Source organism: Paracholeplasma morum (assembly GCF_016907055.1).
Lineage (GTDB): Bacteria > Bacillota_I > Bacilli_A > Acholeplasmatales > UBA5453 > Paracholeplasma > Paracholeplasma morum.
This window is the reverse complement of the sequence record NZ_JAFBBG010000001.1, coordinates 224,535-251,347: the sequence shown is the minus strand read 5'-3', so window position 1 is coordinate 251,347 and position 26,813 is coordinate 224,535. Positions and strand designations below refer to the sequence as shown.

The following is a 26,813-nucleotide window of genomic DNA, read 5'->3' as shown; positions in this document are numbered from 1 at the left end:
AATGGAGGTTAATATGGAATCTAAAGCTATTGCAAAAACCGTGCGTGTTGCACCTAGAAAAGCAAGACTAGTTATTGATCTCATCCGTGGCTTAGACGTTAAGGAAGCTCAAGCTGTCTTAAAGTATACGCCTCGCGCTGCATCTCCTATTATTCTTAAAGTACTTAATAGCGCAGTTGCAAACGCAGATCACAACTATAACATGAATACAAACAACCTATATGTTAAAGAAGCATATGTTAATGAAGGTGTTCGTATGAAGAGAATGATGCCTAGAGCTAAAGGTCAAGGCGACATCATTCAAAAGAAAACAAGCCACATAACTGTTGTTGTGGCAGAAAGAGTTTAGGAGGGAACACACGATGGGTCAAAAAGTTAGTCCAGTCGGCTTACGCGTCGGCATCATCCGTAACTGGGATGCTAAATGGTATGCGGATAAGAAAAATGTTCCGGCACTATTAAAAGAAGATATTGAAATTAGAAAGTATCTAAAAACTACTTTTAAAAATGCTGCAGTTTCTCAAATCGAGATCGAACGCCTAAAAGGTAAAGCTAAAGACAGAGTAAAAATTACTCTTCACACTGGCAAACCTGGTGTTGTTATCGGTAGAGATGCAGAAAACAAGAACAAGGCTGTTAAAGCTTTAGAATATATGACTAAAAAAGAAGTGATTCTAAACGTGGTTGAAGTTAAACGTGTTGAAACAAATGCTGAGCTTGTTGCACAAAGCATCGCTGAGCAATTAGAAAACCGTGCTTCATTCCGCCGTGTTCAAAAAATCGCTATGCAAAGAGCATTAAAAGCAGGCGCTAAAGGGGTTAAAACATTAGTTTCTGGCCGTCTTGGTGGTGCTGAAATCGCTAGAGCAGAAGGTTATTCAGAAGGACGCGTTCCACTACACACACTACGTGCTGACGTTGACTATGCAACAGCAGAAGCAACAACTACTTATGGTAAGTTAGGCGTAAAAGTGTGGATCTATAAAGGTGAAGTATTACCTGGTCAAAAAGTTAGACCAGAAGCACAACCTAAAAGAGAAAAGCGCAGTAAGGGAGGCAAATAATTATGTTAATGCCAAAAAGAACAAAATATCGCCGTCCTCATCGCGTAAGCTATGAAGGTCTTGCGAAAGGTAACTTAACTTTAAATAACGGTACATGGGGTTTACAAGCTACTGAAGGGGCATGGGTTACAAACCGCCAAATCGAAGCTGCCCGTATCGCTATCACTAGACATATGAAACGTCAAGGTAAAGTATGGATCAACATATTCCCTCATTTAGCAAAAACTAAAAAACCTCTTGAAGTACGTATGGGTTCCGGTAAAGGGGCTCCAGACTCATGGGTTGCAGTTGTTAAAACCGGGAAAATTATGTTTGAAATTTCAGGAGTTGCAGATGAGGTTGCTGCAGAAGCATTAAGACTTGCATCACACAAACTTCCTGTTTCATCAAAAATTATTCGTAAGGTGGGTGACCAATAATGAAAGCTATCGAAATTCGTAAAATCAGCACTGCTGACTTAAACAAACGTATTGACGAATTAAAAATTGAATTATTCAATCTACGTTTTCAACTTGCTGTTGGTCAATTAGAAAACACTGCACGTATAAGTCAAGTACGTAAATTAATTGCACAAATGAAGACAATCATTAGTGAACGTAACGAATAAGGAGGATACTATGGAAAGAAACAATAGAAAAGTGTTCACAGGTACTGTGGTATCTACCAAAATGACTAAAACGATCACAGTGGTTGTTGACACTTACAAAAAACACAGTTTATATGGGAAACGCGTAAAAGTTTCCAAAAAATATCATGCGCATGACGAAAACAACGTTGCAAAGGTTGGAGACGTAGTAACTATAATGGAAACACGTCCACTTTCAGCTACTAAACGTTTTAGATTAGTAGAAGTTGTTTCCGAAGCAAAATAAGGAGGGACTATCATGATTCAACAAGAAACAAGATTAAATGTCGCTGATAACAGTGGCGCACGTGAAGTCTTAGTCATCAAAGTATTAGGTGGTACCCGCCGTCGTTATGCGAATATCGGAGACGTTGTGGTTGTTACTGTTAAAAAGGCTACACCAGGCGGTATCGTTAAAAAGGGTGACGTTGTCAAAGCTGTAGTCGTAAGAACAGTTTCTGGCTTAAGACGTCCAGATGGCTCATACATCAAATTTGATGATAATGCAGCAGTAATTATTAAGGAAGACTTAAACCCACGTGGAACTCGTATTTTCGGGCCAGTGGCTAGAGAGTTAAGAGATAAGAACTTCATGAAGATCGTATCCCTTGCTCCAGAAGTATTATAAGGAGGACATCATGAACATTAAAGCTGGAGATACAGTTGTAGTAATCGCTGGTAAAGACAAACATAAAGTCGATAAAAAAGGCAAAAAGATTCAAACAACTGGTAAAGTATTAAAAGCATTTCCTGGTGAAGACCGTCTATTAGTTGAAGGCGTAAACAAGGTAAAAAAACACCAAAGACCAACTCAACAAAACGAAAAAGGTCAAATCTTGGAAGTTGAAGCACCAATTCATGCATCCAATGTTATGATTCTCGACCCTAAATTAAATGTTCCAACTCGCGTTGGTTACAAAGTCGTAGACGGTAAGAAAGTCCGTTATGCGAAAAAATCAGGCGCTAGCCTTGATAAATAAGAAGGAGTTTGACTATGAGTAGATTAAGAGAAAAATACGAAACCCTCACCAAACCCGAATTAATTAAAGCATTCAACTACACTACCGTTATGCAAGTACCAAAGATCGAAAAGATCGTAATCAATATGGGGATCGGCGACGCAGTTGCTAATCCAAAAGTACTTGACGACGCGGTTGAAGAACTAACCGTTATTACTGGTCAAAAACCAGTTGTTACAAAAGCTAAGAATTCTATTGCGAACTTTAAACTTCGTGAAGGAATGCCAATTGGTTGCAAAGTAACATTACGTGGAGAAAGAATGTATTACTTCTTAGACAAATTAATTTCAATCTCATTACCTCGTGTTAGAGACTTCCGTGGTATCTCAAAAGATGCATTCGACGGACGTGGTAACTATACACTAGGTGTTAAAGAACAATTAATTTTCCCAGAAGTTAATTTCGATAAAGTGAAAAAAGTACGAGGCATGGACATTGTCATCGTAACAACGGCAAAATCAGATGAAGAAGGTAGAGCATTATTAACTTCACTTGGTTTACCGTTTAAAAAATAAGGAGAATAAACATGGCTAAAAAATCTATGATTGCGAAGCAACAACGTGTAGCTAAGTTCTCAACAAGAGCTTACACAAGATGCACAGTTTGTGGCCGTCCGCACGCAGTATACCAAAAATTTGGAGTTTGCCGTATTTGTTTTCGTGAATTAGCCTATAAAGGCGAACTACCTGGCGTTAAAAAAGCCAGCTGGTAAGAAGGAGGAAATAATATGGTTATGACTGATCCAATTGCGGATTTACTAACTCGTATCCGCAACGCGAACACAATGCGTCATGAGAAAGTAGAAATCCCTACATCTAGACTTAAAACGGACATTCTAAATGTTCTTAAGCAAGAAGGTTTCATCGTGGATTTCACGACAAAACAAGAAGGTGCTGCTAATTTCACAGTAGTTACTTTAAAATATGCCGCAAATAATGAACGCGTTATTAAAGGCTTAAAGAGGATATCGAAACCAGGCTTACGTGTTTATGCGCAAGCAAGTCAATTACCTTCCGTATTAAACGGTTTAGGAATTGCAGTTATTTCGACATCAAAAGGCATCATGACAGACAGAGATGCACGTAAACAACAAATCGGTGGCGAAGTACTCGCCTACATTTGGTAATATAAGGAGGAAATGACATGTCACGTATAGGTAATAAAGTGATTCACGTTCCTGCCGGTGTTACCGTTAATGTTACGGCAGATAACTTAGTCACAGTAAAAGGCCCAAAAGGCGAACTTAGTTTCCAATTTTCTGATCGTGTAGCAATTGCACAACATGATCAAGAAATTAAAGTTACTAGAGAATCAGATGTAAACAATGACCGTAAGCTACACGGAACAACAAGAGCTGTTTTAGCTAACATGATTACTGGTGTTTCTACTGGATTCACTAAGCAATTAGAAATCCGTGGTGTAGGTTATAGAGCATCTTTAGAAGGAAGAACACTTGTTATCAACGCAGGGTATTCACATTTAGTTAATATGGAAATCCCAGCTGGTGTAGAAGTATCACTTCCAAAAAATACCGATGTTATCATTACAGGTATCGATAAGCAAGTCATTGGTGAATTTGCAGCAAACATCCGTCAAGTACGTAAACCAGAACCATACAAAGGTAAAGGTATTCGTTACAAAGATGAAAATGTTCGTCGCAAGGAAGGTAAGACTGCTAAGAAATAGTAGGAGGGCACATATATGATCAATAAACAATCAAGCAATGTATCACGCCAAAAAAGACACCTTCGTATTAGAAAGAATCTTTCAGGCACAGCAGCAAGACCTCGTTTAAGTGTATATCGCTCTAACACAGCTTTCTATGCACAACTTATTGACGACGTCAACCAAACGACTTTATTCCAAGCAAATAGCAAAGAATTAAACTTAAACAGTTCAAACATCGCTTCTGCACAAGCTGTAGGCAAATTAATTGCTGAACGTGGTATTGCAGGTGGCGTGACTGAAGTCGTATTCGACAGAAGTGGTTATTTATACCATGGACGTATTAAAGCATTAGCAGAGGCAGCTAGAGAAGCTGGCTTGAAATTCTAAGGAGGGTAATCATGCGTAAACAAAGAGAAAAAGAAGTCGAATTATTTGAAGACCGCGTGGTCGCCATTAACCGCGTAACAAAGGTTGTTAAAGGTGGACGCCGCTTTAGATTTGCCGCACTAGTTGTTGTTGGGGACCATAACGGTACCGTTGGATTTGGATTAGGTAAAGCTCAAGAAGTACCTGATGCAATCAAAAAAGCAGTTGAAGATGCTAAAAAGAATCTTGTTAAAGTTGCAATTGTTAACAACACAATTCCACATACAGTAACAGGTGAATTCGGAGCAGGTAAAGTTTTCTTAAGACCAGCTTCTGAAGGTACTGGGGTTATCGCAGGTGGTCCAGTTCGTACAATTTGCGAATTAGCAGGTATCAATAACATCTTGTCTAAGTCATTAGGTTCAAAATCACCAATCAACATGGTAAGAGCTACTTTTGCTGGTTTAGAATCATTAAAGACAAAAGAACAAGTTGCAGCACTTAGAGGTGTTGCATTAGAAAGTTTGGTGTAAGACTATGAAATTAGAAATTACACTAAAGAGAAGCTTAATTGGACGTAATCCAAATCAAGTTAAAACCGCTCATGCATTGGGCTTAAAAAAATTAAACCAAACAGTTGTTAAAGAATCCAACGATGCGATTATCGGCATGGTTAATACCATCGCTCATCTTGTGACTGTTAAAGAAATCGCGTAAAGGGGGAGAAACTATGTTAAACGAATTAAGACCAAATGAAGGTGCTCGTAAGAATCGTAAAAGACTCGGACGTGGTACAGCTACTGGACAAGGTAAAACTTCTGGTAGAGGCCAAAAAGGTCAAGGCTCTAGATCCGGTGGCGGCGTGCGTCCTGGTTTTGAAGGTGGACAAATCCCTTTCTTCCAACGTCTTCCTAAGCGTGGATTTACGAACGTAAACCGTAAAGATTATGCAATCATCAACTTAACACAATTAAACGTGTTTGAAGATGGCACAGTTGTTACACCAGAATTATTATTAGAAACAAAATTAATCGGAAAATTACAGTCAGGCGTTAAAGTGTTAGCAAATGGTGCTTTAGAAAAGAAACTAACAATCAAAGCAAACCAATTTTCAAAACAAGCTCTTGAGTTAATCCAACAAGCGGGCGGAACGGCTGAGGTAATTTAACATGTACCGAATTAAAGCGATATTTTCAAACGTACAATTATTAAAAAGAATTGGTATTACCCTAGCATTATTGTTCTTGTTCCGTATCACAACATGGATTCCAATTCCATTACTTGATACTTCTAGTATTACAGATTTCGTAGCAAGCAACGGATTCCTAGCAATCCTAAACAACTTCACGGGTAATGCGCTTGGACGTTTCTCCATCATGGCGATGGGGATATCGCCTTACATTACGGCATCCATCGTAATTCAATTATTGCAAATGGATATTGTGCCTATTCTTAAGGAATGGAGCGAACAAGGCGAAGCAGGCAAAGCAAAACTTAACAAAACAACTCGTATTTTAGGTTTAGTACTAGCATTCGTTCAATCACTAGTATTATTACTAGGGTTAGGGATTGCAGGTAACGAATTAATCATTGATATTCTAGTACCTTCACCATTCTTATATATCTACATGTCATTAGTTGTAACTGCTGGTACAGCATTTGCAATGTGGTTAGCAGATCTTATCACAAGAAAAGGTGTCGGAAACGGAACCAGTTTATTAATCGTTGCCGGTATTATTACATCATTACCATCTATGGTTACCATTTTATGGCAAAAGTACATCACTAACGGTGGTGGCGGATGGGATATTGTAATCTTCATTTCAATCATTCTAATTTACTTAGCAGTATTACTAGGTGTTACCTATTTAGAACTTGCAAAACGCAAGGTACCTATTCAATATGCCAACCGTCAAGCAGGCCAAGGAAAGACAGAATCCAACCTTCCTATTAAGTTAAATACTTCAGGGGTTATTCCGGTCATCTTCGCTTCAACGATTTTAAGTATTCCACTTTCCATCGTCGGTATGTTTGATAAAGACACAAGTACAATGACCAGTCTTGAATCATGGTTAAATCAAATCTTTAACTATCAACAACCAATTGGTTTCGTACTTTATGTAGGATTAATTATCGTCTTCTCATTCTTCTATTCATTCTTAATGATGAATCCAGAAAAAGTTGCCGATAACCTATCTAAGTCAAATTCATACATTCCTGGTGTTAGACCTGGTATGGACACTCAAAACTTCATTGCGAAGTTAATGTTCAAAATCACTCTACTTGGTACAGTTTACTTAGTGATTCTAGCTGCACTTCCAATCATTACTTCGGTAGTATTTGGATTTAATGGCACTGAATCACAAGCAATTGTATTAGGTGGGACTTCATTATTAATTGTGGTTGGGGTTGCTATGGAAACAACTAACCAAATTGAAACAGAAGCAAACAATCAAGAATATAAAGGCATATTCTAAAAAACAAGAGAAGAGGTATTCTTTATGAGACTAATCGTTATGGGACCTCCAGGGGTCGGTAAAGGATCGCTTGCATCAAATTTAACCAAGCACTACAACATACCTCATATTTCAACGGGTGCGATGTTTAGAGAAGAAATTCAAAAAGCATCCCCCGTTGGGAAACTTGTTCAGGCGCAAATTAATGCAGGTAAATTTGTCAATGACTCTCTTACAAATGACATTGTTCGTGAAAGACTACTCGCTAAAGATGTGAAGAATGGCTTCTTATTAGATGGCTATCCTAGAAACCTTAGACAAGCTGAGGATTTTGAACACATCCTTATGCAATATGGCTGGAAAGTTGATTTTGTTATCTATCTAGATTCAAATGAAAACATTTTGTTAAAACGAATCACTGGTAGAAGAGTTTGTAAAAAATGCGGAGAAACCTATCATATCGAAAACCATAAACCACAAGTTGATGGTATATGCGATAAATGCGGTAGCCCACTTGTTCAACGTGAAGACGATACAGTTGAAATTACAAAACGTAGATTGGTCATTTATCATGAACAAACTCAACCAATTATTGACTTTTATAAAGCTAGAAAGAACTTCTTATGTATTGACGGAAACGGCACTATCGAAGAAGTGACAGAACGTGTTATAAACAAGTTAGAAGGAATCAAATGATTATTTTAAAATCACAAAGAGAAATTGACATCATGAGAGAAGCCGGCCGTATGGTTGCCCAAACTCGTGAAGAAGTAAAAAAACATATAAAACCTGGAATCACAACAAAAGCTCTCGATGAGATTGCTGAAACATTTATTAGACAATTAGGCGGAATACCTTCCTTTAAAGGTTATAATGGTTTCCCTGGCTCAGTCTGTCTATCGGTAAATGAAGAGGTTGTACATGGTATACCATCCGATCGTGTTTTGAAAGACGGAGATATTGTTTCATTAGATATTGGCGTAATGTATAAGGGCTATCATGCTGATAGTGCTTGGACTTATCCAGTTGGAAACATTTCGAAAGCTGACGAACAATTGTTAGAGGTTACTTTACAATCATTGTTTGAAGGCCTTAAAATGGCTAAACCAGGAAATCGAGTATCGGATATTTCTGCAGCAATCGAAGCCTATGTGAAACCACATGGTTATGGCATTGTAGAAGAATTTACAGGTCATGGCATTGGAAAGAACTTGCATGAAGATCCGTACGTCCCAAATTTTGGCAAACCTGGATATGGTGCCTTGTTAAAACCAGGCATGACCATCTGTGTTGAACCAATGATCAATATTGGAACAAAGCGTGTTAGAATTTTATCGGATAATTGGACAACCATTACAATCGATAGAAAGAATAGTGCACACTTTGAACACATGATTGCGATAACAGAAACTGGTTGCGAAATATTGACAGAGCTTTAAAGGAGGATATTTATGGCAAGAGAAGATTTAATTGAAGTACAAGCAAAAGTAGTCGAAGTACTACCAAATACCAAATTTAAAGTAGAACTTGAAAATGGGCACGTAGTACTCGCACATGTATCTGGTAAAATCCGCATGCACAACATTCGCATTTTACCTGGTGATAGCGTAACAGTAGAGTTATCACCATATGATTTAACACGCGGCAGAATAACGTATCGCCGCAGGTAGGAGGAAATCACATGAAAGTAAGAGCATCAGTAAAGCCTATTTGCGATAAATGCAAAGTTGTTAAACGCAAGGGCAAAGTAATCGTTATTTGTGAAAATCCAAAACACAAACAACGTCAAGGATAATAGGAGAAAAATATGGCACGTATAGCAGGTATTGATATTCCAAGAGACAAGAGAATTGTTATTGCCTTAACCTATGTTTATGGCATTGGAAGAAACTTATCAGAGAAAATTTTATTAGAAGCTCAAGTATCTGAAGATACAAGAGTAAAAGACTTAACAGAAGATGAATTGAACCGTATTCGTACTGAAGTCACTAAATACCAAGTAGAAGGTGACTTAAGAAGAGAAATTACCTTAAACATCAAACGTTTAATGGAAATTGGTTCTTATCGTGGTATTCGTCATAGAAAAGGTTTACCAGTAAGAGGACAAAACACTAGAAATAATGCACGTACTCGCAAAGGTAAAGCTAAGACTATTGCGAATAAGAAGAAATAAGGAGGGTCATCATGGCAGGTAAAAAAACAACTAAACGTCGTGTAAAGAAGAATATTCCGCTTGGAATGGCTCACATTCATACCACGTTTAACAATACAATCGTAACCATCACTGACCAAGGAGGCAATGCCATCGCTTGGAGCAGTGCAGGTGCACTAGGATTTAAAGGTTCACGTAAATCTACACCTTATGCAGCTCAAATGTCTGCTGATGCAGCAGCGAAAGCAGCAATCGATCATGGTGTGATCAAAGTTGAAGTATCAGTAAAAGGCCCAGGCCCAGGTAGAGAAGCAGCAATTCGTTCTATCCAAGCAGCAGGTCTTGAAATTACAGCAATCAAAGACGTAACACCAGTTCCACATAACGGATGCCGTCCACCAAAACGCCCACGTGGATAATTTCTATTTAATATAAGGAGGTAATCATTTTGCAAGATCTTAAATTTTCGAAACCAGAAGTAAAGGTTGAGTCTACCTCAAGTGATAACACTAAAGCAATCTGTACCATTAGCCCTCTCGAAAGAGGCTATGGGATTACAATTGGTAACTCGTTACGCCGTGTGTTATTATCATCACTACCAGGCGCAGCAATTGTCAATGTTAAGATTGAAGGTGCGGAACACGAATTCTCAACACTAGAAGGTGTTATGGAAGACGTAATGAGCATTGTCTTAAATCTTAAAAAAGTGGTACTTTCCGTTGATTCAACGGATCCTAATTTTGAAAAAGAAATTGAGATCCATCAAAACGGCGCAGGTGTTGTTACCGCTTCGGATATCATTCATGATAATGAAATCAAAGTGATTAATCCAGACCAAGTGATTGCCACTGTGGTTGAAGGCGGCAAACTTTCTATGTACATGACCGTTAGACGCGGTATCGGGTATGTAGGTTCCGTAAAAAACAAGAAATACAACAACTCTATTGGTGTAATTGCGATTGACTCCATTTATACACCAATTAATCGTGTGTCCTACGAAGTTGAAAAAACTCGTGTTGATAACGATGCTGACTATGACAAACTAATCATGGAAGTTGAAACCAATGGCGCAATTAAAGCTCATGAAGCTTTATCATTGGCAGCTAAAATGATGATTGATTACTTATCAGTCGTTGTGGACTTAGATTCTACAACACACGAAATGAGTTTCATGTCTGAAAAAGTTAGCGAAACTAACACACACAAGCTTGAAAAACCAATTGAAGAGCTTGATTTATCAGTTCGCTCATTTAACTGTTTAAAACGTGCAGGTATTAATACACTTGCTGAGTTAACTAAGAAGACTGAAGAAGAAATGATGCGTGTTCGTAATCTAGGACGTAAATCATTAAAAGAAGTTAAAGAGAAGTTAGAAGATTTAGGTTTAGGATTTGCTGCTGGATATTCCAATGGTAGAAAACTAGACATTGCTTCTGACGATGACAACGAATAAGGAGAACTACTATGGCAGGATATAGCAGATTAAGACGTACAAGTGATCAAAGAAAAGCATTACTTAGAGACCTTGTAACGGACCTAATTATTCATGGACAAATCGAAACCACAGAAGCTAAAGCTAAAGAACTTCGCAAATTCGCTGACAGAATGGTTACACTTGGTAAAAAAGGCACTTTAGCCGCTAGACGCCAAGCTGCAGCATTCGTTAGAGCTGAAGATGCAAAAGAAGGACAAACAGCATTACAAAAACTTTTTGGTGAACTTGCTCCAAAATACAAAGATAGAAACGGTGGATACACACGCGTTATCAAGACATTGCCACGTTTAGGTGATACAGCACCAATGGCAGTCATTCAATTTGTTGAATAATACAAGTAAGCACGCTTAGGCGTGCTTTTTTTGTATTCATATCAACAAAATCGGTGTATAATTGAAAAAGGAGAGTGATTTTATGAAGTTTAAAGATTATTTATATCAAAGGCCAAACATAGATGAGATTAAAGCTAAATATGAAGCTTCAATCGAACAATTTAAAAATGCCAAAGATGCACAAACACAAATTGAAGTGATAAAAAATGTATTCAAGATTTCCGATGAAGTGGATACGATGCAACAACTTGTCTCAATTAGATACTCATTAAATACCCAAGATGAATTCTATACGACAGAGACTGATTTCATGGATGAGGTTTTGCCAACCATCCAAAACTACGGGAACGAGTTTCAAAAGGAAGTGGTAGCTTCTCCATTCAAACAAGAATTGATTGATGCTTTTGGACAATACTATTTTGACCAAATTGAAGTTCAACTTCAATCATTTGATGAGAAGATTATTCCTTTGATGGTTGAAGAAAACAAACTTGGTAGCAAATATGCTAAGTTAATTGCTTCAGCACAAATAGAGTTCCAAGGTGGGACTTACAATCTTTCTCAAATGTCTCCGTTCACACAAAACATTGATAGAGAGATTAGACATCAAGCTCAGTTGGCTGTTTCAGGGTTCTTTAAGTCCATTGAATCAGAACTGGATGAATTATATGATCAATTAGTTAAAGTGAGAACCGAACAAGCAGTCCTTTTGGGCTATCCTAACTATGTATCGCTAGGATACAAACGTTTAGGTAGAACTGACTATGATGAGACTGATGTCAGAGCTTACCGCGAACAAATCAAGAGAGATGTCGTACCTATGGTACGAAAACTGGGTAAAAGAAAGAGCGTTCGCTTAGGGATTAAAGACCTTAAGAGTTATGATACAATCGCTTTCTTATCAGGAAACCCAACACCAAAGGGTGATGTAACTTGGCAACTAGAACAAGCTACTAAAATGTATCAAGAACTTTCTAAAGAAACACACGAATTCTTCACATTTATGAAGGAATCTGAGTTATTGGAACTGGATTCTAAAAAAGGCAAAGCCAGTGGAGGGTACTGCACGTTTATACCGGGTTACAAAGCACCATTCATTTTTGCAAATTTCAATGGTACTAGTCATGACGTTGACGTATTAACCCATGAAGCAGGGCATGCTTTCCAAGTATACCAAGCTAAAGATTTTATTAATCCAAGTCAAAGATTCCCAGGCTATGAAGCTTGTGAGATTCATTCAATGAGTATGGAATTCTTCGCATGGCCATGGATGGAAAGTTTCTTCAAAGAAGATGCAACCAAATACTATTTTAACCATCTATCAAGCGCAATCTCATTCTTACCATATGGGGCATTGGTTGATGAATTCCAACACGAAGTATACCAAAACCCAACCATGACTCCAAAAGAACGTAAAGACACTTGGAGAAGACTGGAAAAAATCTACTTACCTGACAAAGATTACGATGATGATACTTTCCTAGATAGTGGAACGTTCTGGTATCGTCAAATCCATATATTCGATAGCCCATTCTATTATATCGATTATACACTAGCTCAAGTATGTGCGTTCCAATACTGGATTAGAAACCATAAAGACCATAAAGAAGCATGGAATAGTTATGTAGCGTTATGTAAACTAGGTGGATCAAAAGGATTTGTTGAATTAATGAAGTCAGCTTCACTTGAAAGTCCATTCGTTGATGGCACGATCAAGAAGACAATTGAACCGTTATTTGCGTTTTTAGACACAATTGACGATACTGTTTTATAACATGACGCCAGAGAATACTGTTCTCTGGCTTTTATTTTATAATATTTAACATTATATTATTGACAATAGTGTATGACATACAGTATAATAATAGTCGAGGTGATACAGTGGATAAAGACACACTCATAACTAACTTCGAAGTTGAGTTAAAAAGGGGAACACAGACCCTACAAGTATTATATTTATTAAAAAAAGAGCAATACGGGTACTCGTTGTTACAAGCGCTAGAAGAAAAGGCCATTCAGATAGAAGCTGGGACACTATACCCACTACTTAGACGTTTAGAGACACAAGGGTTACTAGTATCTAATTGGGATACGACGGAATCAAGACCTAGAAAGTATTATATGCTAAGCGAATTTGGTGATGAAGTATTAAGTCACTTACTTAATACATGGGAGTATAACACAAAGCAAATGAGACAATTAATTGAAGGAGAAGAAAAATGAATGATCTAATTGAACGTTACATATATGACGTAACCAAACGCCTTGAAGAATCAAAGCGCAAAGATATTGAAGATGAATTAAGAGGAAATATATTAGATATGCTTGGAGATGATATCTCTGAAGCAAATACAATTAAGGTTTTAAAACAATTAGGTAGACCGGATGTGCTTGCACTTGAATACAAAGAAAAGAAGAGATATGTCATCTCTCCAAGACTTTATGATGATTATATCAAAGTACTCAAAATTGTATTGATCGTATTTGTTTCGATAAATATTGTATCAGCAGTTGTATCAGGCATCCTAGAACAAACAGGGATTAAGATTCTTAGTACAATTCTTACAGAAATTACCGGGGATTTATTCGGATCTATCTTCTTCGCATTTGCTGTAGTAACTGTTATATTTTGGTCCTTGGATTACAACCAAAAAACAGATGAGTTCGATCCAACCAAACTTGCAAAAGTTCCAGAAAATAAAGACTTGAAGAGTGAAAGAACAGATGCTATCGTCGAAGTCATTCTAACAGTTGTTTTCGGTGGATTCTTCTTGTGGTTCATTTTATCCAACTACAGTGACATTAACATTATCTTAGATGATAACATTAACTTCATTTATAATGGCCATATACTAAAAACGACTGAGTCACTTTGGATAGCTCTAATATGCGGTGTTGGAATGCTAATCGGATTAGCTGGATCTATTTACAGAATCGTTTATAGACGTTTTAATATTAAATCTGGTTTAGTATTTAGCATCCTAGAAGTAGCATCATTAATTGCCTTTACAGTATACTTACTATCAGTCTCTCCATTTGAACCAGCTTTCGTTAATGCCATATCAGTTGCATCAGAAAAGTCAGTAGATACACTAAATCTATATGCAGATCGCTTCATTAGAGGTGGGTTGGCTATTGCATGGTTTGTAACACTAATTGAACTGACAACTAGATGGTACAAGCTAACTAAGAAACGCTAATTATGAACAGCCACAATATTGTGGTTGTTTTTTAAAGCAAATGTCTTGAATATAATTCGAATTCGAAATATAATAGTAAATGAAGGATGTGACTAATATGTTACAAGTAAATGGTATTCACCACGTTACTGCAATTACAAGTGACGCAAAACTTATTTATGATTTTTTTACAAGAGTATTAGGTATTAGACTTGTAAAGAAAACAGTTAACCAAGATGATATTAATACTTACCACTTATTCTTTGCCGATGAAATTGGGCAAGCTGGAACTGATATGACCTTCTTTGATTTTAGAGGGATTAGAAAAGCAGTTAGAGGGACGAATGAAATCTCGAGAACTGGCTTTAGAGTATTAACAGATGAAGCACTGAATTATTGGGTTAAACGTTTGGATCACTACCACGTGCCTCATGAACCAATCAAAACCATGTTTGGCAAGAAGGTACTGTTCTTTAATGATTTTGACGATCAAGCGTATGCGATATTCTCAGATGAGACAGATACTGTAGAATATGATAATCACCCATGGCGTAAAGGCCCAGTACCTGATGAATATGCGATAATGGGTTTAGGTCCAATTTTCTTTAGAGTAGCAGACGTGGATAAAATGGATGGTGTGTTAAGCAGATTCCTAGGCATGAGAGTCATCGCTCAAGAGAAGCCTTATACATTATATGAAATGGGTAAAGGTGGAAACAACGGTAGAGTCATCATTGAGCATCAATTGATGATGCCAGAAGCCCAACAAGGATTCGGATCTGTTCACCACGTAGCATTCAGAGTTAAAGATAAAGCTGCCTTAACCGATTGGGAAGGTTACTTGAATGCACTTGGCGCACCAAACTCTGGTTATGTGGATAGATTCTATTTCGAATCTTTATACACTAGACTATATAAAGGAATTCTATTTGAGTTTGCTACAGAAGGTCCAGGATTCATCGACGATGAAGAAACGCTAGAGAACTTAGGTGAAACGTTAGCATTGCCACCAAGATTTAGAAATCGCCGTGCTTATGTGGAAAGTGTTGTAAGACCAATTGATACAAAACGCAGTGATAAAATCTTTAATAAGGAGTATTTCTAATGAGAGATTTAAAAACAGTTACTATTCTATTCAGAGCTAAAAACAGTTTTGAAGGAATTATTAAAAAAGATATTGAACAGTATGGATTAAATGTCAGTGAGTTTGGAACGCTTGAAGCCCTTTATCATAAAGGTGAACTTACTGTTCAAGAAGTAACGGACAAAGTTTTGATCGCAAATTCGAGTATGACCTATGTACTAGACAACTTAGCAAAACGTGGTTATATTGTTAGAGAGAAATCTATTAAGGACAAACGAAGCTTCATCTTGAGACTAACCGATGAGGGTAAGAATAAGATGGATAAAGTATATCCAGCTCATGAAGCAAACATTAAAAAAGTGCTAAAAGTTCTAACAGAGGCAGAAGAAAAAACACTACAAGAACTACTGAAAAAACTAGGTACAGCCGCTAGTAAATGTAGCTGTGAATAAAGCTGGTAAATGGCTTTATAAAAAGAAAAGACAAATCTGATTTGTCTTATTTTTTTAGTATTTTCTTTAATGCGATTGCAGCATGCATACCATCTGCAGCGGCTTTTGCGACTTGCAATACGCCACCAACAGTATCTCCAGCTGCAAATAGACCTTCAATGTTTGTTTGGAAATCTTCGTTAACGACTAAGTTACTGCCCTCAACGAGCGCACCAATTCTTGTTGCAAAATCGACTGCACCTGGGCTACCTAAAGCTACAAAGATTCCATCAATGGCATATTCGCCATTTTCAGTGAGTATACTCTTTGCAACTTCACCATCGCCTGTGATTTCAATGATTTTGTCTTCTACAACTGGATACCCTTCTACAGGAACAGTAAGTGGGTTACCATTTGTAAAAATGGTGATTTTGTCAGTTAAGAACTCCATGTCTTTGAGTTCATGAAGCATAAAGTCATTATATCCAATCAATGCTAAGTGTTTACCTCTAAAGAAGAACCCATCACAAGTTACACAAAAACTAATGCCCTTGCCTCTATATTGTTGAAATCCTTTAATCCTTAAAGTCGTTCTTGGTTTACCTGTAGCAAGCAGTACTGTTTTTGCCTCGTAAGTATTCTTATTTGTGGTTACTGTAAAATGATCCAATTTATCGATTGCAATCACTTCCTCTTGAAGCACTTCAATCCCAAATTCTGTAGCCTGTTTTACGCCACGTTCAATAAGCTCAGTACCAGAAATTCCTCCAGGAAATCCATAATAGTTGTCAATCATGACACCATCATAGAGTGACCCATTGTCTTTTCCGATAACTAATACGTGCTTATTAGATCTTTTTAAATAAATGGCCGCTGAAATTCCAGCAGGCCCTTTACCGATGATGATTGTATCGTACATCTTAAACGCCTAATAGTTTTCTTAGCTCGTCTTTAGAACGTACACCAATTGCTTGGTTTGCAACTTTTCCGTTTTTGAACACAAGGATGGTTGGAATGCTCATGATTCTAAATTCATTTGCAAGTTCAGGTTGTTCATCCACGTTGATTTTAACTACTTTAGCTAATCCTTCAACTTCAGTTGAAAGAGAGTCAACGATTGGTCCAAGCATTTGACAAGGTCTGCACCAAGCAGCCCAGAAGTCTACTAAAACTGGTTCTTTTGAGTCTAATACTAAACTCTTGAAGTTTTCTTTTGTAACGGTAATGGCCATAAGGCACCTCCTATAATTAATATTCCTAGCCTATTATACATAAAGATGGGGCATAAATCTAGTTAAATGCAACAATTATTATGATATAATAGATTAATGGTAAAGAGGGTATTTAAATGGCAAAAATAGAAGTATCAAATTTAAAATTTTCTTATAATAATAAAGACGAAGCCATTCAAGATTTGTCTTTTTCAATCGAAGAAGGCACTTGGGTATGCATCGTTGGTCATAATGGTTCAGGTAAATCTACACTTGCAAAGCTGTTAATTGGCTTATTAAAGGCAGATAGTGGAACCATTAAAATAGATGGTATCGAACTAAAGAAAGAAACGGTTCACGATATTAGAAAACGTGTTGGAATTGTGTTTCAAAATCCAGATAATCAATTTGTTGGAGTTACGGTTAAACACGATATTGCTTTTGGTCTAGAAAACCAATGTGTACCACAACCAAAAATGATTGAACTCATCAATGAATATGCCGAACTAGTCGGTATGGAAGCTTATATGGATAAGGAACCACACCAACTTTCAGGCGGACAAAAACAACGCGTTGCCATTGCTGGTGCGCTTGCAATGAATCAAGACATTATGATATTCGATGAAGCCACATCGATGCTTGACCCAGAAGGGGTTAAAGACATTACGGATTTTATCATCAGATTAAACAAGGAGTACCGCAAAACAATTATTACCGTTACGCATGACTTAGAGTTTGCAAGGCTTTCTGATCAACTGATTGTATTAAATAAGGGTAAAGTCGCATTAACGGGGAAACCAGATGATGTTTTCAAACACAAAGATATTTTAGAACAAACTGAACTAGACATCCCATTTGGCATGAGAGTCTATGATCAAGTTAAAAACGATGAAGTACTTAAAAACAAGAAAGAATTGGTAGATGAACTATGGGCATACAGTTTAACCAAGTAAGCTATTTTTACCGTGGCGTAAAAAATGAGTCTTATGAAGCGCTCAATCAAATTACATTAGCGATTAATGATCATGAGTTCGTCGCAATCTGTGGTCAAACAGGTAGTGGTAAAACAACGCTTGTTCAACACATGAATGCCCTTTTGATGCCAACAAAAGGACAAATTCAGATTTATGAACACACAATTCCTTTAAAGAAAAACGCGGTAGTCGGACCAATTAGAAAAAAAGTTGGTTTGGTTTTTCAGTTTCCAGAATATCAATTATTTGAGGAAACCATTCTAAAAGACATTATGTTTGGACCAAAGAACTTTGGTTTATCGGATGCTGAAGCAGAAAAGAAAGCTAGAGAAGCCGCTAAACTCGTGGGTATTGACGATGAACTCCTTATGAAAAGCCCATTTAGAATTAGTGGTGGACAAATGAGACGTGTTGCGATTGCGGGAATTCTTGCAATGGAACCGGATATGTTAGTCTTAGACGAACCAACGAGAGGTCTAGATCCTAAAGGCTCAGCAGAAATGATGGCTCTATTTAATGATTTACATATAAAATACAACAAGACCATCGTCTTAATTACGCATGACATGGATATCGTTAGCCGTTATGCTAAACGCATTTTGGTGATGGATAAGGGTAAAGTTAAGTTTGATGGAACAAGAGAAATCTTATTCCTTACAGATGAGTTTGAAAAACTACACTTAGCTAAACCAAATGCATACCGCATGATGGAACACTTATCTAAGAAATTAGACATTCCATTTAAACAAGTGTTTACGGAAGAAGAACTCCTTATGTATTTAAAGGAGGTCTACCATGAATAATGTAACAATCGGTCAATACATCCATGGAAACTCATGGATATACAAAATGGACCCAAGAGCAAAAATCATCGCTTTAGTATTAGGGTTGGTTATTACATTCCTAGTCCCTAATTTTGAATTAATGGCGATTTTGTTGGGGCTTGTCCTGATTATGGTACTTTCAACCGGATTACCTTTTATGAAGATGATAAAAGGAATGAGGGCACTATTATTCTTATTAACATTCACGTTTGTATTACAAATATTTAACATCAAAACAGGTAGTGTTCTGTTAGAGACTAAGATGCACCTAAGCTTCTCATCTATAGCAGCTATGATTTTATTAATTGTCCTATACAACCTATATAAGAAACGCATTAAATTAAGATCAATTGCCTTTATTCTTGTAGTAATCTTGTTATTTGTTATTCAAGCATTCTTGCCATATGGGAAACTATTCTCTTATGATTTTACAATCTATTCTGGTGGACTCATCAGAACAGGGTTTATCCTATTTAGAATTTTCATAGTTGTGCTGTTATCCTCATTATTAACTTTTACAACCATGACCACAGATTTGAATAACGGACTTGAATCCGTAATGAAACCACTTAAGATTGTTAGATTTCCGGTTGCTGAAATCTCAATGATGTTATCACTAACCCTACGTTTCATTCCGACTCTAATGGAAGAAACCACTAAAATCATGAAGGCTCAAGCCTCACGTGGGGTAGAATTTAGTGAATCAACACTTAAAAAGAAAATCGGACAAATCATTTCCTTATTGATTCCAATCTTCATCATATCGTTTAAAAGAGCTGAAGACTTGGCCAATGCGATGGAAGCAAGGGGCTATGTTATTGGAGATCCAAGAACGAAGATTGATGTCATGAAATTTGCATGGGTTGATATTATTACCCTTTTAGTCCTAGCAATTTTACTCACAGTTGTTATATTATTAAATACGGGTGTTATTCATGCGTTTTAAAGTAGTCGTTGCTTATGATGGCACAAACTATCAAGGGTTTCAGTCACAACCCAATGCCATAGGGATTCAATCCATCATCGAAGAAGTATCTAGTGGGATTGCTAAAGAGCCTATTGTTATTTTTGGTTCTGGAAGAACAGACAAAGGTGTGCATGCGCTTGGTCAAGTCTATCATTTTGATACTACAAATCAAATGGGAAGTCATGAATGGCTTAGGGCATTAAACACCTATTTACCACTCGATATTCGCGTTTTAAATGTCGAGGTGGTTACTGAGGCCTTTCACGCAAGACACAGCGCTAAAACAAAGGAATATGTCTATTTGATTTCTAGGGACTATAACCTATTCGAAAGAAATCATGAGACCTATGTTAAGTACCCTTTAGATGTAGCTAAAATGCAACAAGCAATCGATAGTTTCATAGGCACCTATGACTTTAAAGGTTTTGGCGCCTATGTATTAGGCAAGCCAACCATTAAAACAATCTATCAAGCGACACTACAAGAAACACCTACACACTTAATCTTCACCTTTTTAGGCAATAGTTTCTTAAAATACATGGTTAGAAGTATGGTAGGTACCTTAATCGATATCGGTCGAGGCAAAAAAGAAGTCACAGTTATTAAAGAAATACTAGAAACACAAAATAGACAATTGGTCGGAAAGACCGCCAATCCAGAAGGGCTTTACTTAAAAGAAGTCGGATATTAATTGAGGAGGCATCATATGTTTATCACATTTGAAGGTGGAGAAGGTTCAGGTAAAACAACCTTAATTCAAGCCTTAAAAGGTTTTTTTGAGACCAAAAATATTGAAGTTGTCATAACTAGAGAACCGGGCGGGTCTATTATTGCCGAAAAGATTAGACAAATCATTCTAGATATCGACAACAAAGGCATTAAGGCGAAAACAGAAGCACTACTTTTTGCTGCTAGTAGAGTTCAACATTTAGAAGAAGTCATTATCCCAGCATTAAATGACAATAAAGTAGTGTTATGCGACCGCTTTATTGACTCATCCTTAGCCTATCAAGGTTATGCAAGAGGGCTCGGGGTTGAAGAAGTACTAAAAATTAATACATTTGCCCTGGACTATATGCCTGATATTACATTTTATATAGACCAAGCACCAGAAGTGGGAATGGCTAGAATCCAATCACGCGTTAATAACCGTTTAGACTTGGAACAACTAGACTTTCACCATAAAGTAAGAGAAGGATACTTAGCACTATCTAAACGCTATGACAAACGCTATATTATCATCAATGGCGATCAGTCAATTGAGGGTTTAATTAACGATGTCAAAGCACATTTGAAGGATGTGCATCTATGGAAAAAATAAAACAACAAACCATTCTTGATATGTTTAAAAAAGCAGTGAATAAAGATAGATTAAGCCACCTATACTTATTTACAGGCCCAAAGGGATCTGGTAAAAAAGAACTGGCTTTTTCGATTGCTGCCTTTTTATTTAAAGAAGGTTATACCAAGGAAAAACTAGAGACAGAAGGACATATTAACTTAATGTTCATTGAACCCTCTGGACAAAACATTAAAAAGGAGCAAATCGCAAGCCTACAAAATGAGTTTTCTAAAACATCATTAACCAGTGGGAAACGTATTTATATCATTGATGAAGTCGATAAGTTATCCACAGCAGCAGCTAATGGCCTTTTAAAGTTCTTAGAAGAACCACTTTCAAAAGAAACGATTGGTATTTTATTGACAGATAATCAAGATGTTGTCTTACCAACGATTCAATCTCGTAGTCAAATCATTTATCTAAAACCTAGAAGTGAAAAAGACTTAACAGAAGAACTGATACAAGATGGAATAGACCCATTAATGGCCGAATGTTTACCTTATTTGAATAAAGATAAGGAAGTTGTGTCAGCAATGGCCTTAAACGATCAAATCTATTTTGTTGTTGATAGTTTAAAGGGGTATCATCAAGCCCTACTAAAAAAAGATTCTTTGTGGTTCTTATTGGAACCAAAACTCCAAACATTTAGAAGTGAAAAACAATTACTAGTTTATTTCTTAGAACTTTTAATGGTATATTATTTGGATATTTTAAAGAGTAAAACCGATGAAGTAATCGCATTTAATACATTCAAAGAAGACTATAGCATCTTATGCGATAATATGTCTTTAGAAAAAATCTCGAATTCTTTGAAACAAATTCAAGAGATTTTATACAGATTAAACTATAATATTAATATAGAGATGGCATTTATACAATTGGTGTTGTCCTTAGAAAACTAAGAGGATGTGAATATATGCTTGTAGCACAAATACAGTTTAGACAAGCTGGCAAGCGCTATTACTTCAACCCTTTGAGCTTTAATGTCGCTGATGGAACAAAGGTTGTTGTTGAAACCATTAGAGGTGTTGAGTTGGGTAAAGTAGTCGGCAAGTTAGTCGAAGTAGACGAATTATCTTTACAAAATGAGATTAAACCAATCTTAAGAATAGCAACAGAAAACGATATTTCTGAACACGAATATAATAAGAGTCTTGAACATGAGGTTCTCCAAAAAACCAAGGAACTTGCAAGAAGAAACAGTCTTGATATGAAGCTCTTGGCAGCGGAATATACCTTAGATAGAGATCGCTTAGTGGTTTATTTTGAATCAGAAGGCAGAGTAGACTTTAGACAACTTGTAAAAGACTTGTCTGAATCGTACCGTACTCGAATTGAACTACGACAAGTAGGCTCAAGAGACGGAGCTAAATTTATTGGCGGTATTGGACCATGTGGCCTAATTACATGTTGTACAACATTTATTGGTGAGTTTGATAACGTATCCATTAAAATGGCTAAGAATCAAAACCTATCATTGAACCCACAAAAAATTAGTGGAAACTGTGGCAAATTATTATGCTGCATTAAGTTTGAAAATAGCGTTTATGAAGAATTAAGAGAGAACATGCCAGACGTTGGCCAAAAAGTTAAAACCAAAGATGGCCACGCAACCGTTATCTCCATCAATATTTTGAGACAAACACTTAAACTTGCTTATGAAGATGGTTCATTTGGACAAATACCTCTAAAGGAATTACTGGAAGATGCTCGTTCAAAATGATTTATTAGGGTATGAAAGAATTAAAATCTTTCAAGACTCAGAAATGTTCAGTTTTTCAATTGATTCGATCTTACTAGCTTCATTTGTAAGACATAATAAAAAGTTGAAGAAAATGATTGATTTAGGGACAGGAAATGCGGCCATACCACTTTACTTATCGATATCCACACAGGCTCAAATAATTGGTGTTGAGATTCAAGAAAAATCGTATGAACTCGCAAAACTGAATGTAAAAACCAATCAACTATCTCATCAAATTGAGATCATTCACGACGATTTTGTTGGGATATCCAACAAAGTTGGTAAATTTGGATTTGACATAGTCATTTCTAATCCGCCGTTCTTTAAAGTCGATCACACTTCAAGAACAAACAAAAACGATTATTTGACGATTGCGCGTCATGAAGTCAAAATGACTTTGGAAGATTTAATCAAAGAAGCAAACCAACTTCTAAATAATGGTGGCTCATTTTATATGATCCATAGACCGGATAGACTCACAGATATTCTAAGTCTATTACGCGAGTACAATCTTGAGCCCAAAAGAATGCAGTTTGTTTTACCACGAAGGAATACGAATCCTAACCATGTGTTGATCGAAGCTGTAAAGGGCAGACAACCAGGTGGGTTAGTCGTATTAAAACCATTAATCGTGTATAATAAAGATAGATGGACTAAAGCCATTTTAGACATATATAACATTGGGAGGGATTCATATGTTACTGAGTCTATTAAACCGTAAAGAAAAACTTAAATTCCTAGACTTGGCCATTCACATGGTTGCAGTCGATGGTGAACCAACCAGCTTTGAAAAGCGTATTTTGAACATGATGCTTGCTGAAGTTGGTGATGATATTTATCAAGAGTATACCTACTCACTTGCATCTGACTTGGATGTAACAATTGATTTCTTCATTTCAACTCCAAAAGTAACGAGACACATTGTCTTGCTTAACTTACTTAAACTATCCATGTTTGATGATTTATATAATACATCAGAACATTTCTTTATCGATACCTGTCGTAGAAAGTTTAAAATTGGTGTTGCAAAACGTAAAGAGCTCATGCGTATTATTTACGCAGAACGCGATTGGCATGAACAAGCTAAACGCGTTGTGATTGACTAATGATTAGACAAAGTTTTGTGGATCAAAAACCAACACTCTATCTAATCGCAACCCCAATTGGCAATTTAAAAGATATTTCACTAAGAGCAATTGAAACACTTGAGACGGTTTCAGTTGTTTTTGCTGAGGATACTAGAAACACGCTCAAACTAATGAGTCATTATCAAATTAAAAAACCGATTAAGAGTTATCACGAACACAATAAGAAAGAAGCCGCTTTACTAGTCCTAAATCACTTGAACAATGGGGAATCGGTTGGGCTTGTAACCGATGCAGGGACGCCAGCGATTTCGGACCCAGGATACGATTTAGTTCTTGAAGTAAAAGACTTATATCCTGTTGTAGCCATACCAGGAGCAACCGCGTTTGTAACGGCACTAATTGCCTCCGGGTTAGCACCACAACCGTTCACATTCTTTGGATTCCTCGACCGTACAGAATCTAAACGTGAAGAAGAACTCAACCGGTTATCGGGCTTACCTCATACGCTTATTTTTTATGAGCGTGGCGATAGAGTCAAACAAACGTTAGCCAGTGTTTTAAAGACGCTTGGAGACCGAAAAGTAGTGTTAGCGAAAGAACTTACCAAGCAATTTGAAACCTACTATGAAGAAACTGCCTCAAAACTGATTGAAACAGACATCAACGAAAAAGGTGAGTTTGTTATTTTAGTGAGTGGTAGAGATAACGAGACACTTAATAGTGGCGATATGTATCAAGACGTATTAGACTATGTTAAACTTGGTTATTCGGAAAAAGATGCTATCAAAAAAGTTGCTAAAGACTATAAAGTACATAAAAATGAGGTTTATCAAACCGTTGTTAATAAGGGTGGAATCAAACAGTAATTGTTTGATTTTTCTTTTTAGGATGAGCCGATTTACGTAAAAAATGCCATCCTTAAAGTTTTGATTGTTTTTAGAGATTATATTATATATAATAAGAATAGGCAATGAAAGAAAGAGTAGTTTTTTGTCTTCTAATAGAGAGTTTGTGGGTGGTGTAAACAAACAGAGACTGAAATGAACATGGTTCTCGAGCCGCTTTTCCGATAGGTAGGTTAAGCCGTGAGCACGCGTTAAGTGTATGAGTGCTGGACGATTCGTCTAGAACTAAGGTGGTACCGCGATCTTTCGTCCTTAGATTTTTTAAGGGCGTTTTTTAATGTATTAATGAAGAAAGGCTACTCAATCATCTATTGAGTATCGTATGGTGAATCTATGAAAAAACCGTTTTATATTTCCACAGCAATTGCATATGCAAGTGCCATTCCACACGTGGGGAATGTCTATGAAGCAATCCTAGCGGATGCAATCGCCAGATTTAAAAGATTAGACGGCTTCGATGTTTATTTTCAAACAGGAACTGATGAACACGGGCAAAAAATTGAATCAAGAGCTATGGAACATAACCTTGATCCAAAGTCATTTACAGATAAGATTTCAGGCGAAATTAAACGCATTTATGCTTCAGTTGATGTTTCATATGATCATTTTGTTAGAACAACAGATAAGAATCATTATGAAGTCGTTCAAGCTATTTTCAAGAAGCTTTATGACCAAGGAGATATTTATTTAGGTAAATACTCAGGTTGGTATAGTGTTTCTGAAGAATCTTTCATCGCCGATAAAGACATCGTAGATGGTAAGGGTCCTAATGGAGACAAACTGGTTTGGACTGAAGAAGAAACGTATTTCTTTGATTTGAAAAAATATCAAAAACGTTTGGTTGACTACATTGAATCACACCCTGAATTCATTCTCCCTGAAACCAGAAAGAATGAAATGATTAACAACTTCCTAACAGAACCACTTCAAGACTTATCGGTATCTAGAACATCCTTTAAATGGGGTATTCCAACATTCGATAAGAAACACGTAACCTACGTATGGATCGATGCTCTAACAAACTATATTAGTGGCTTAGGGTTAGATGGATCTTTAACCCCTTCAGAGAAATACTCAAAATACTGGCCAGCAGACATTCATTTAATTGGTAAAGATATTTTGAGATTCCATACGATTTACTGGCCAATCATGTTAATGGCGTTAGATTTACCACTACCTAAGACGGTATTTGGACACCCATGGGTGTTAATCGATAAGAGTAAAATGAGTAAATCAGTTGGTAATACACTATATGTGGACGATATCTTAACACATTTTAAGAAAGACACGTTAAGATATTATGTATTACACGAAATTCCATATGCAGCTGATGGTAATCTGACTTATGAGTTATTGATTGAACGTAATAATACAGATTTAGCAAACACACTTGGTAACCTTGTTAACCGTACAATCGGTATGGCTAACAAATATAGAGGTGGCGTAATCAAAAAAGCTAATACCAAAGTAGCTTACGAAATTTCTTTAGTCGATGCATGTAATAGTCTATTGAATAAAGTTAGAGAAAAAATGGATGCATATAAAGTGTCTGATGCCATCGAAGAAATCATGAAAGTTCTTAGATCGGCAAACAAGTTCATTGATGTCACAGAACCTTGGAAATTGTTCAAAGATGATTCCAGTCAAGATGAACTAGATGGTGTGTTATATGAACTGATTGAAACCGTCCGTTTCACAGCAGTATTACTCCAAGCTTTCATTCCGGAAACTGCGGAAAAGATCTTAAATCAAATTAATACAACCAAAAATACTTTTGATTCAATCGTTACTTTTGGTGGGTTTGAAACAACAACATTGAACAAACCAGAAGTTTTATTTGAACGTTTTAATCCAGAAGAAAAACTTGAAGAAATCTTAAAGGGATAA

Annotated in this window: 42 protein-coding genes and 1 other annotated feature; of the genes, 40 read left to right on the top strand and 2 right to left on the bottom strand. The window is 36.7% G+C overall.

Going from position 1 to position 26,813, the window contains the following annotated elements; translation table 11 throughout:
• Window positions 1-13 precede the first annotated feature (13 nt).
• The 29 genes from rplV to JN09_RS01100 all read left to right on the top strand — a co-directional run bounded on the left by rplV (window position 14) and on the right by JN09_RS01100 (window position 15,892).
• Window positions 14-349 carry a 50S ribosomal protein L22 gene (gene rplV / locus JN09_RS01240; protein ID WP_204431984.1) on the top strand — a complete coding sequence of 112 codons (336 nt, stop codon included), beginning with the start codon at window positions 14-16 and terminating at the stop codon, window positions 347-349.
• Between the two features lie 13 nt (window positions 350-362).
• Window positions 363-1,064, top strand: coding sequence for a 30S ribosomal protein S3 (rpsC, locus tag JN09_RS01235; protein WP_204431983.1), 702 nt, complete (start codon window positions 363-365; stop codon window positions 1,062-1,064).
• Between the two features lie 2 nt (window positions 1,065-1,066).
• Window positions 1,067-1,483, top strand: a complete 417-nt coding sequence (gene rplP / locus JN09_RS01230; protein WP_204431982.1) for a 50S ribosomal protein L16 — start codon at window positions 1,067-1,069, stop codon at window positions 1,481-1,483.
• Entirely contained in the window at window positions 1,483-1,671 is a 189-nt protein-coding gene (rpmC, locus tag JN09_RS01225; protein WP_204431981.1) for a 50S ribosomal protein L29, read from the top strand. Before rplP ends, rpmC begins: the two co-directional genes overlap by 1 nt.
• A gap of 10 nt (window positions 1,672-1,681) precedes the next feature.
• Complete coding sequence (rpsQ, locus tag JN09_RS01220; RefSeq protein WP_204431980.1) at window positions 1,682-1,936, top strand: 30S ribosomal protein S17; 255 nt, start codon at window positions 1,682-1,684, stop codon at window positions 1,934-1,936.
• A gap of 12 nt (window positions 1,937-1,948) precedes the next feature.
• Entirely contained in the window at window positions 1,949-2,317 is a 369-nt protein-coding gene (gene rplN / locus JN09_RS01215; protein ID WP_204431979.1) for a 50S ribosomal protein L14, read from the top strand.
• A gap of 10 nt (window positions 2,318-2,327) precedes the next feature.
• On the top strand, window positions 2,328-2,669 hold the full coding sequence (gene rplX / locus JN09_RS01210) for a 50S ribosomal protein L24 (RefSeq protein WP_204431978.1): 342 nt from the start codon (window positions 2,328-2,330) through the stop codon (window positions 2,667-2,669).
• A 14-nt stretch (window positions 2,670-2,683) separates the two neighbouring features.
• Complete coding sequence (gene rplE / locus JN09_RS01205) at window positions 2,684-3,223, top strand: 50S ribosomal protein L5 (RefSeq protein WP_204431977.1); 540 nt, start codon at window positions 2,684-2,686, stop codon at window positions 3,221-3,223.
• A gap of 11 nt (window positions 3,224-3,234) precedes the next feature.
• Window positions 3,235-3,420: a type Z 30S ribosomal protein S14 gene (locus JN09_RS01200; RefSeq protein ID WP_204431976.1), complete on the top strand. Its 186-nt coding sequence runs from the start codon at window positions 3,235-3,237 to the stop codon at window positions 3,418-3,420.
• 15 nt (window positions 3,421-3,435) lie between these two features.
• On the top strand, window positions 3,436-3,834 hold the full coding sequence (gene rpsH, locus JN09_RS01195) for a 30S ribosomal protein S8 (protein WP_204431975.1): 399 nt from the start codon (window positions 3,436-3,438) through the stop codon (window positions 3,832-3,834).
• A gap of 17 nt (window positions 3,835-3,851) precedes the next feature.
• Window positions 3,852-4,394 carry a 50S ribosomal protein L6 gene (gene rplF / locus JN09_RS01190; protein ID WP_204431974.1) on the top strand — a complete coding sequence of 181 codons (543 nt, stop codon included), beginning with the start codon at window positions 3,852-3,854 and terminating at the stop codon, window positions 4,392-4,394.
• A gap of 15 nt (window positions 4,395-4,409) precedes the next feature.
• Complete coding sequence (gene rplR / locus JN09_RS01185) at window positions 4,410-4,763, top strand: 50S ribosomal protein L18 (RefSeq protein ID WP_204431973.1); 354 nt, start codon at window positions 4,410-4,412, stop codon at window positions 4,761-4,763.
• Between the two features lie 11 nt (window positions 4,764-4,774).
• Complete coding sequence (gene rpsE, locus JN09_RS01180; protein WP_204431972.1) at window positions 4,775-5,275, top strand: 30S ribosomal protein S5; 501 nt, start codon at window positions 4,775-4,777, stop codon at window positions 5,273-5,275.
• Between the two features lie 4 nt (window positions 5,276-5,279).
• Window positions 5,280-5,459, top strand: coding sequence for a 50S ribosomal protein L30 (gene rpmD / locus JN09_RS01175; protein WP_204431971.1), 180 nt, complete (start codon window positions 5,280-5,282; stop codon window positions 5,457-5,459).
• Window positions 5,460-5,472: 13 nt separating this feature from the next.
• A complete protein-coding gene (gene rplO / locus JN09_RS01170) occupies window positions 5,473-5,910 on the top strand; it encodes a 50S ribosomal protein L15 (RefSeq protein ID WP_204431970.1) in 438 nt (145 codons plus the stop codon).
• Between the two features lies 1 nt (window position 5,911).
• On the top strand, window positions 5,912-7,219 hold the full coding sequence (secY, locus tag JN09_RS01165; protein WP_204431969.1) for a preprotein translocase subunit SecY: 1,308 nt from the start codon (window positions 5,912-5,914) through the stop codon (window positions 7,217-7,219).
• 24 nt (window positions 7,220-7,243) lie between these two features.
• Window positions 7,244-7,894, top strand: coding sequence for an adenylate kinase (locus JN09_RS01160; protein WP_204431968.1), 651 nt, complete (start codon window positions 7,244-7,246; stop codon window positions 7,892-7,894).
• Window positions 7,891-8,637 (top strand): type I methionyl aminopeptidase, encoded by a 747-nt coding sequence (gene map, locus JN09_RS01155; protein ID WP_204431967.1) that lies wholly within the window; start codon window positions 7,891-7,893, stop codon window positions 8,635-8,637. The genes JN09_RS01160 and map overlap by 4 nt, the downstream gene beginning before the upstream one ends.
• 12 nt (window positions 8,638-8,649) lie before the next feature.
• Entirely contained in the window at window positions 8,650-8,868 is a 219-nt protein-coding gene (infA, locus tag JN09_RS01150; protein ID WP_204431966.1) for a translation initiation factor IF-1, read from the top strand.
• Window positions 8,869-8,879: 11 nt separating this feature from the next.
• Window positions 8,880-8,993, top strand: coding sequence for a 50S ribosomal protein L36 (gene rpmJ, locus JN09_RS01145; protein ID WP_204431965.1), 114 nt, complete (start codon window positions 8,880-8,882; stop codon window positions 8,991-8,993).
• Window positions 8,994-9,005: 12 nt separating this feature from the next.
• Window positions 9,006-9,371: a 30S ribosomal protein S13 gene (gene rpsM, locus JN09_RS01140; protein WP_204431964.1), complete on the top strand. Its 366-nt coding sequence runs from the start codon at window positions 9,006-9,008 to the stop codon at window positions 9,369-9,371.
• A gap of 11 nt (window positions 9,372-9,382) precedes the next feature.
• On the top strand, window positions 9,383-9,769 hold the full coding sequence (gene rpsK, locus JN09_RS01135) for a 30S ribosomal protein S11 (protein WP_204431963.1): 387 nt from the start codon (window positions 9,383-9,385) through the stop codon (window positions 9,767-9,769).
• Between the two features lie 29 nt (window positions 9,770-9,798).
• Complete coding sequence (locus JN09_RS01130; RefSeq protein ID WP_204431962.1) at window positions 9,799-10,803, top strand: DNA-directed RNA polymerase subunit alpha; 1,005 nt, start codon at window positions 9,799-9,801, stop codon at window positions 10,801-10,803.
• Between the two features lie 11 nt (window positions 10,804-10,814).
• Entirely contained in the window at window positions 10,815-11,177 is a 363-nt protein-coding gene (rplQ, locus tag JN09_RS01125; RefSeq protein WP_204431961.1) for a 50S ribosomal protein L17, read from the top strand.
• Between the two features lie 82 nt (window positions 11,178-11,259).
• Window positions 11,260-12,951: a M3 family oligoendopeptidase gene (locus JN09_RS01120; protein WP_204431960.1), complete on the top strand. Its 1,692-nt coding sequence runs from the start codon at window positions 11,260-11,262 to the stop codon at window positions 12,949-12,951.
• Window positions 12,952-13,058: 107 nt separating this feature from the next.
• Complete coding sequence (locus JN09_RS07670; protein ID WP_308699510.1) at window positions 13,059-13,400, top strand: PadR family transcriptional regulator; 342 nt, start codon at window positions 13,059-13,061, stop codon at window positions 13,398-13,400.
• Window positions 13,397-14,377 carry a hypothetical protein gene (locus JN09_RS01110; RefSeq protein ID WP_204431959.1) on the top strand — a complete coding sequence of 327 codons (981 nt, stop codon included), beginning with the start codon at window positions 13,397-13,399 and terminating at the stop codon, window positions 14,375-14,377. Before JN09_RS07670 ends, JN09_RS01110 begins: the two co-directional genes overlap by 4 nt.
• Window positions 14,378-14,474: 97 nt before the next feature.
• Window positions 14,475-15,461, top strand: coding sequence for a VOC family protein (locus JN09_RS01105; protein WP_204431958.1), 987 nt, complete (start codon window positions 14,475-14,477; stop codon window positions 15,459-15,461).
• Entirely contained in the window at window positions 15,461-15,892 is a 432-nt protein-coding gene (locus JN09_RS01100; protein WP_204431957.1) for a MarR family winged helix-turn-helix transcriptional regulator, read from the top strand. Before JN09_RS01105 ends, JN09_RS01100 begins: the two co-directional genes overlap by 1 nt.
• A 46-nt stretch (window positions 15,893-15,938) precedes the next feature.
• Here the strand turns inward: JN09_RS01100 and JN09_RS01095 are convergent, their stop codons facing one another.
• Window positions 15,939-16,790, bottom strand: coding sequence for an NAD(P)/FAD-dependent oxidoreductase (locus JN09_RS01095; protein WP_204431956.1), 852 nt, complete (start codon window positions 16,788-16,790; stop codon window positions 15,939-15,941).
• Window position 16,791: 1 nt separating this feature from the next.
• A complete protein-coding gene (gene trxA, locus JN09_RS01090) occupies window positions 16,792-17,103 on the bottom strand; it encodes a thioredoxin (protein WP_204431955.1) in 312 nt (103 codons plus the stop codon).
• Window positions 17,104-17,219: 116 nt separating this feature from the next.
• Between trxA and JN09_RS01085 the strand changes: the two genes are divergently transcribed.
• The 11 genes from JN09_RS01085 (at window position 17,220) to metG (ending at window position 26,813) form a co-directional block, all read left to right on the top strand.
• On the top strand, window positions 17,220-18,035 hold the full coding sequence (locus tag JN09_RS01085; protein WP_204431954.1) for an energy-coupling factor transporter ATPase: 816 nt from the start codon (window positions 17,220-17,222) through the stop codon (window positions 18,033-18,035).
• The gene (locus tag JN09_RS01080; protein ID WP_204431953.1) at window positions 18,011-18,859 is read left to right on the top strand and encodes an energy-coupling factor transporter ATPase; all 849 of its coding nucleotides are present in this window, start codon (window positions 18,011-18,013) and stop codon (window positions 18,857-18,859) included. Before JN09_RS01085 ends, JN09_RS01080 begins: the two co-directional genes overlap by 25 nt.
• Window positions 18,852-19,826: an energy-coupling factor transporter transmembrane component T family protein gene (locus JN09_RS01075; protein ID WP_204431952.1), complete on the top strand. Its 975-nt coding sequence runs from the start codon at window positions 18,852-18,854 to the stop codon at window positions 19,824-19,826. The genes JN09_RS01080 and JN09_RS01075 overlap by 8 nt, the downstream gene beginning before the upstream one ends.
• On the top strand, window positions 19,816-20,538 hold the full coding sequence (truA, locus tag JN09_RS01070; RefSeq protein ID WP_204431951.1) for a tRNA pseudouridine(38-40) synthase TruA: 723 nt from the start codon (window positions 19,816-19,818) through the stop codon (window positions 20,536-20,538). The genes JN09_RS01075 and truA overlap by 11 nt, the downstream gene beginning before the upstream one ends.
• 15 nt (window positions 20,539-20,553) lie before the next feature.
• Complete coding sequence (tmk, locus tag JN09_RS01065) at window positions 20,554-21,168, top strand: dTMP kinase (RefSeq protein WP_204431950.1); 615 nt, start codon at window positions 20,554-20,556, stop codon at window positions 21,166-21,168.
• Window positions 21,156-22,091, top strand: coding sequence for a DNA polymerase III delta subunit-related protein (locus JN09_RS01060; protein WP_204431949.1), 936 nt, complete (start codon window positions 21,156-21,158; stop codon window positions 22,089-22,091). The genes tmk and JN09_RS01060 overlap by 13 nt, the downstream gene beginning before the upstream one ends.
• A gap of 14 nt (window positions 22,092-22,105) precedes the next feature.
• Window positions 22,106-22,912: a PSP1 domain-containing protein gene (locus JN09_RS01055; protein WP_204431948.1), complete on the top strand. Its 807-nt coding sequence runs from the start codon at window positions 22,106-22,108 to the stop codon at window positions 22,910-22,912.
• Window positions 22,896-23,654, top strand: coding sequence for a tRNA1(Val) (adenine(37)-N6)-methyltransferase (locus JN09_RS01050; RefSeq protein WP_204431947.1), 759 nt, complete (start codon window positions 22,896-22,898; stop codon window positions 23,652-23,654). Before JN09_RS01055 ends, JN09_RS01050 begins: the two co-directional genes overlap by 17 nt.
• On the top strand, window positions 23,629-24,039 hold the full coding sequence (locus JN09_RS01045) for a hypothetical protein (protein ID WP_204431946.1): 411 nt from the start codon (window positions 23,629-23,631) through the stop codon (window positions 24,037-24,039). The genes JN09_RS01050 and JN09_RS01045 overlap by 26 nt, the downstream gene beginning before the upstream one ends.
• Complete coding sequence (rsmI, locus tag JN09_RS01040) at window positions 24,039-24,887, top strand: 16S rRNA (cytidine(1402)-2'-O)-methyltransferase (RefSeq protein WP_204431945.1); 849 nt, start codon at window positions 24,039-24,041, stop codon at window positions 24,885-24,887. The genes JN09_RS01045 and rsmI overlap by 1 nt, the downstream gene beginning before the upstream one ends.
• Before the next feature lie 95 nt (window positions 24,888-24,982).
• Window positions 24,983-25,183 (top strand) — a binding site (T-box leader).
• A 76-nt stretch (window positions 25,184-25,259) separates the two neighbouring features.
• Entirely contained in the window at window positions 25,260-26,813 is a 1,554-nt protein-coding gene (metG, locus tag JN09_RS01035; RefSeq protein WP_204431944.1) for a methionine--tRNA ligase, read from the top strand.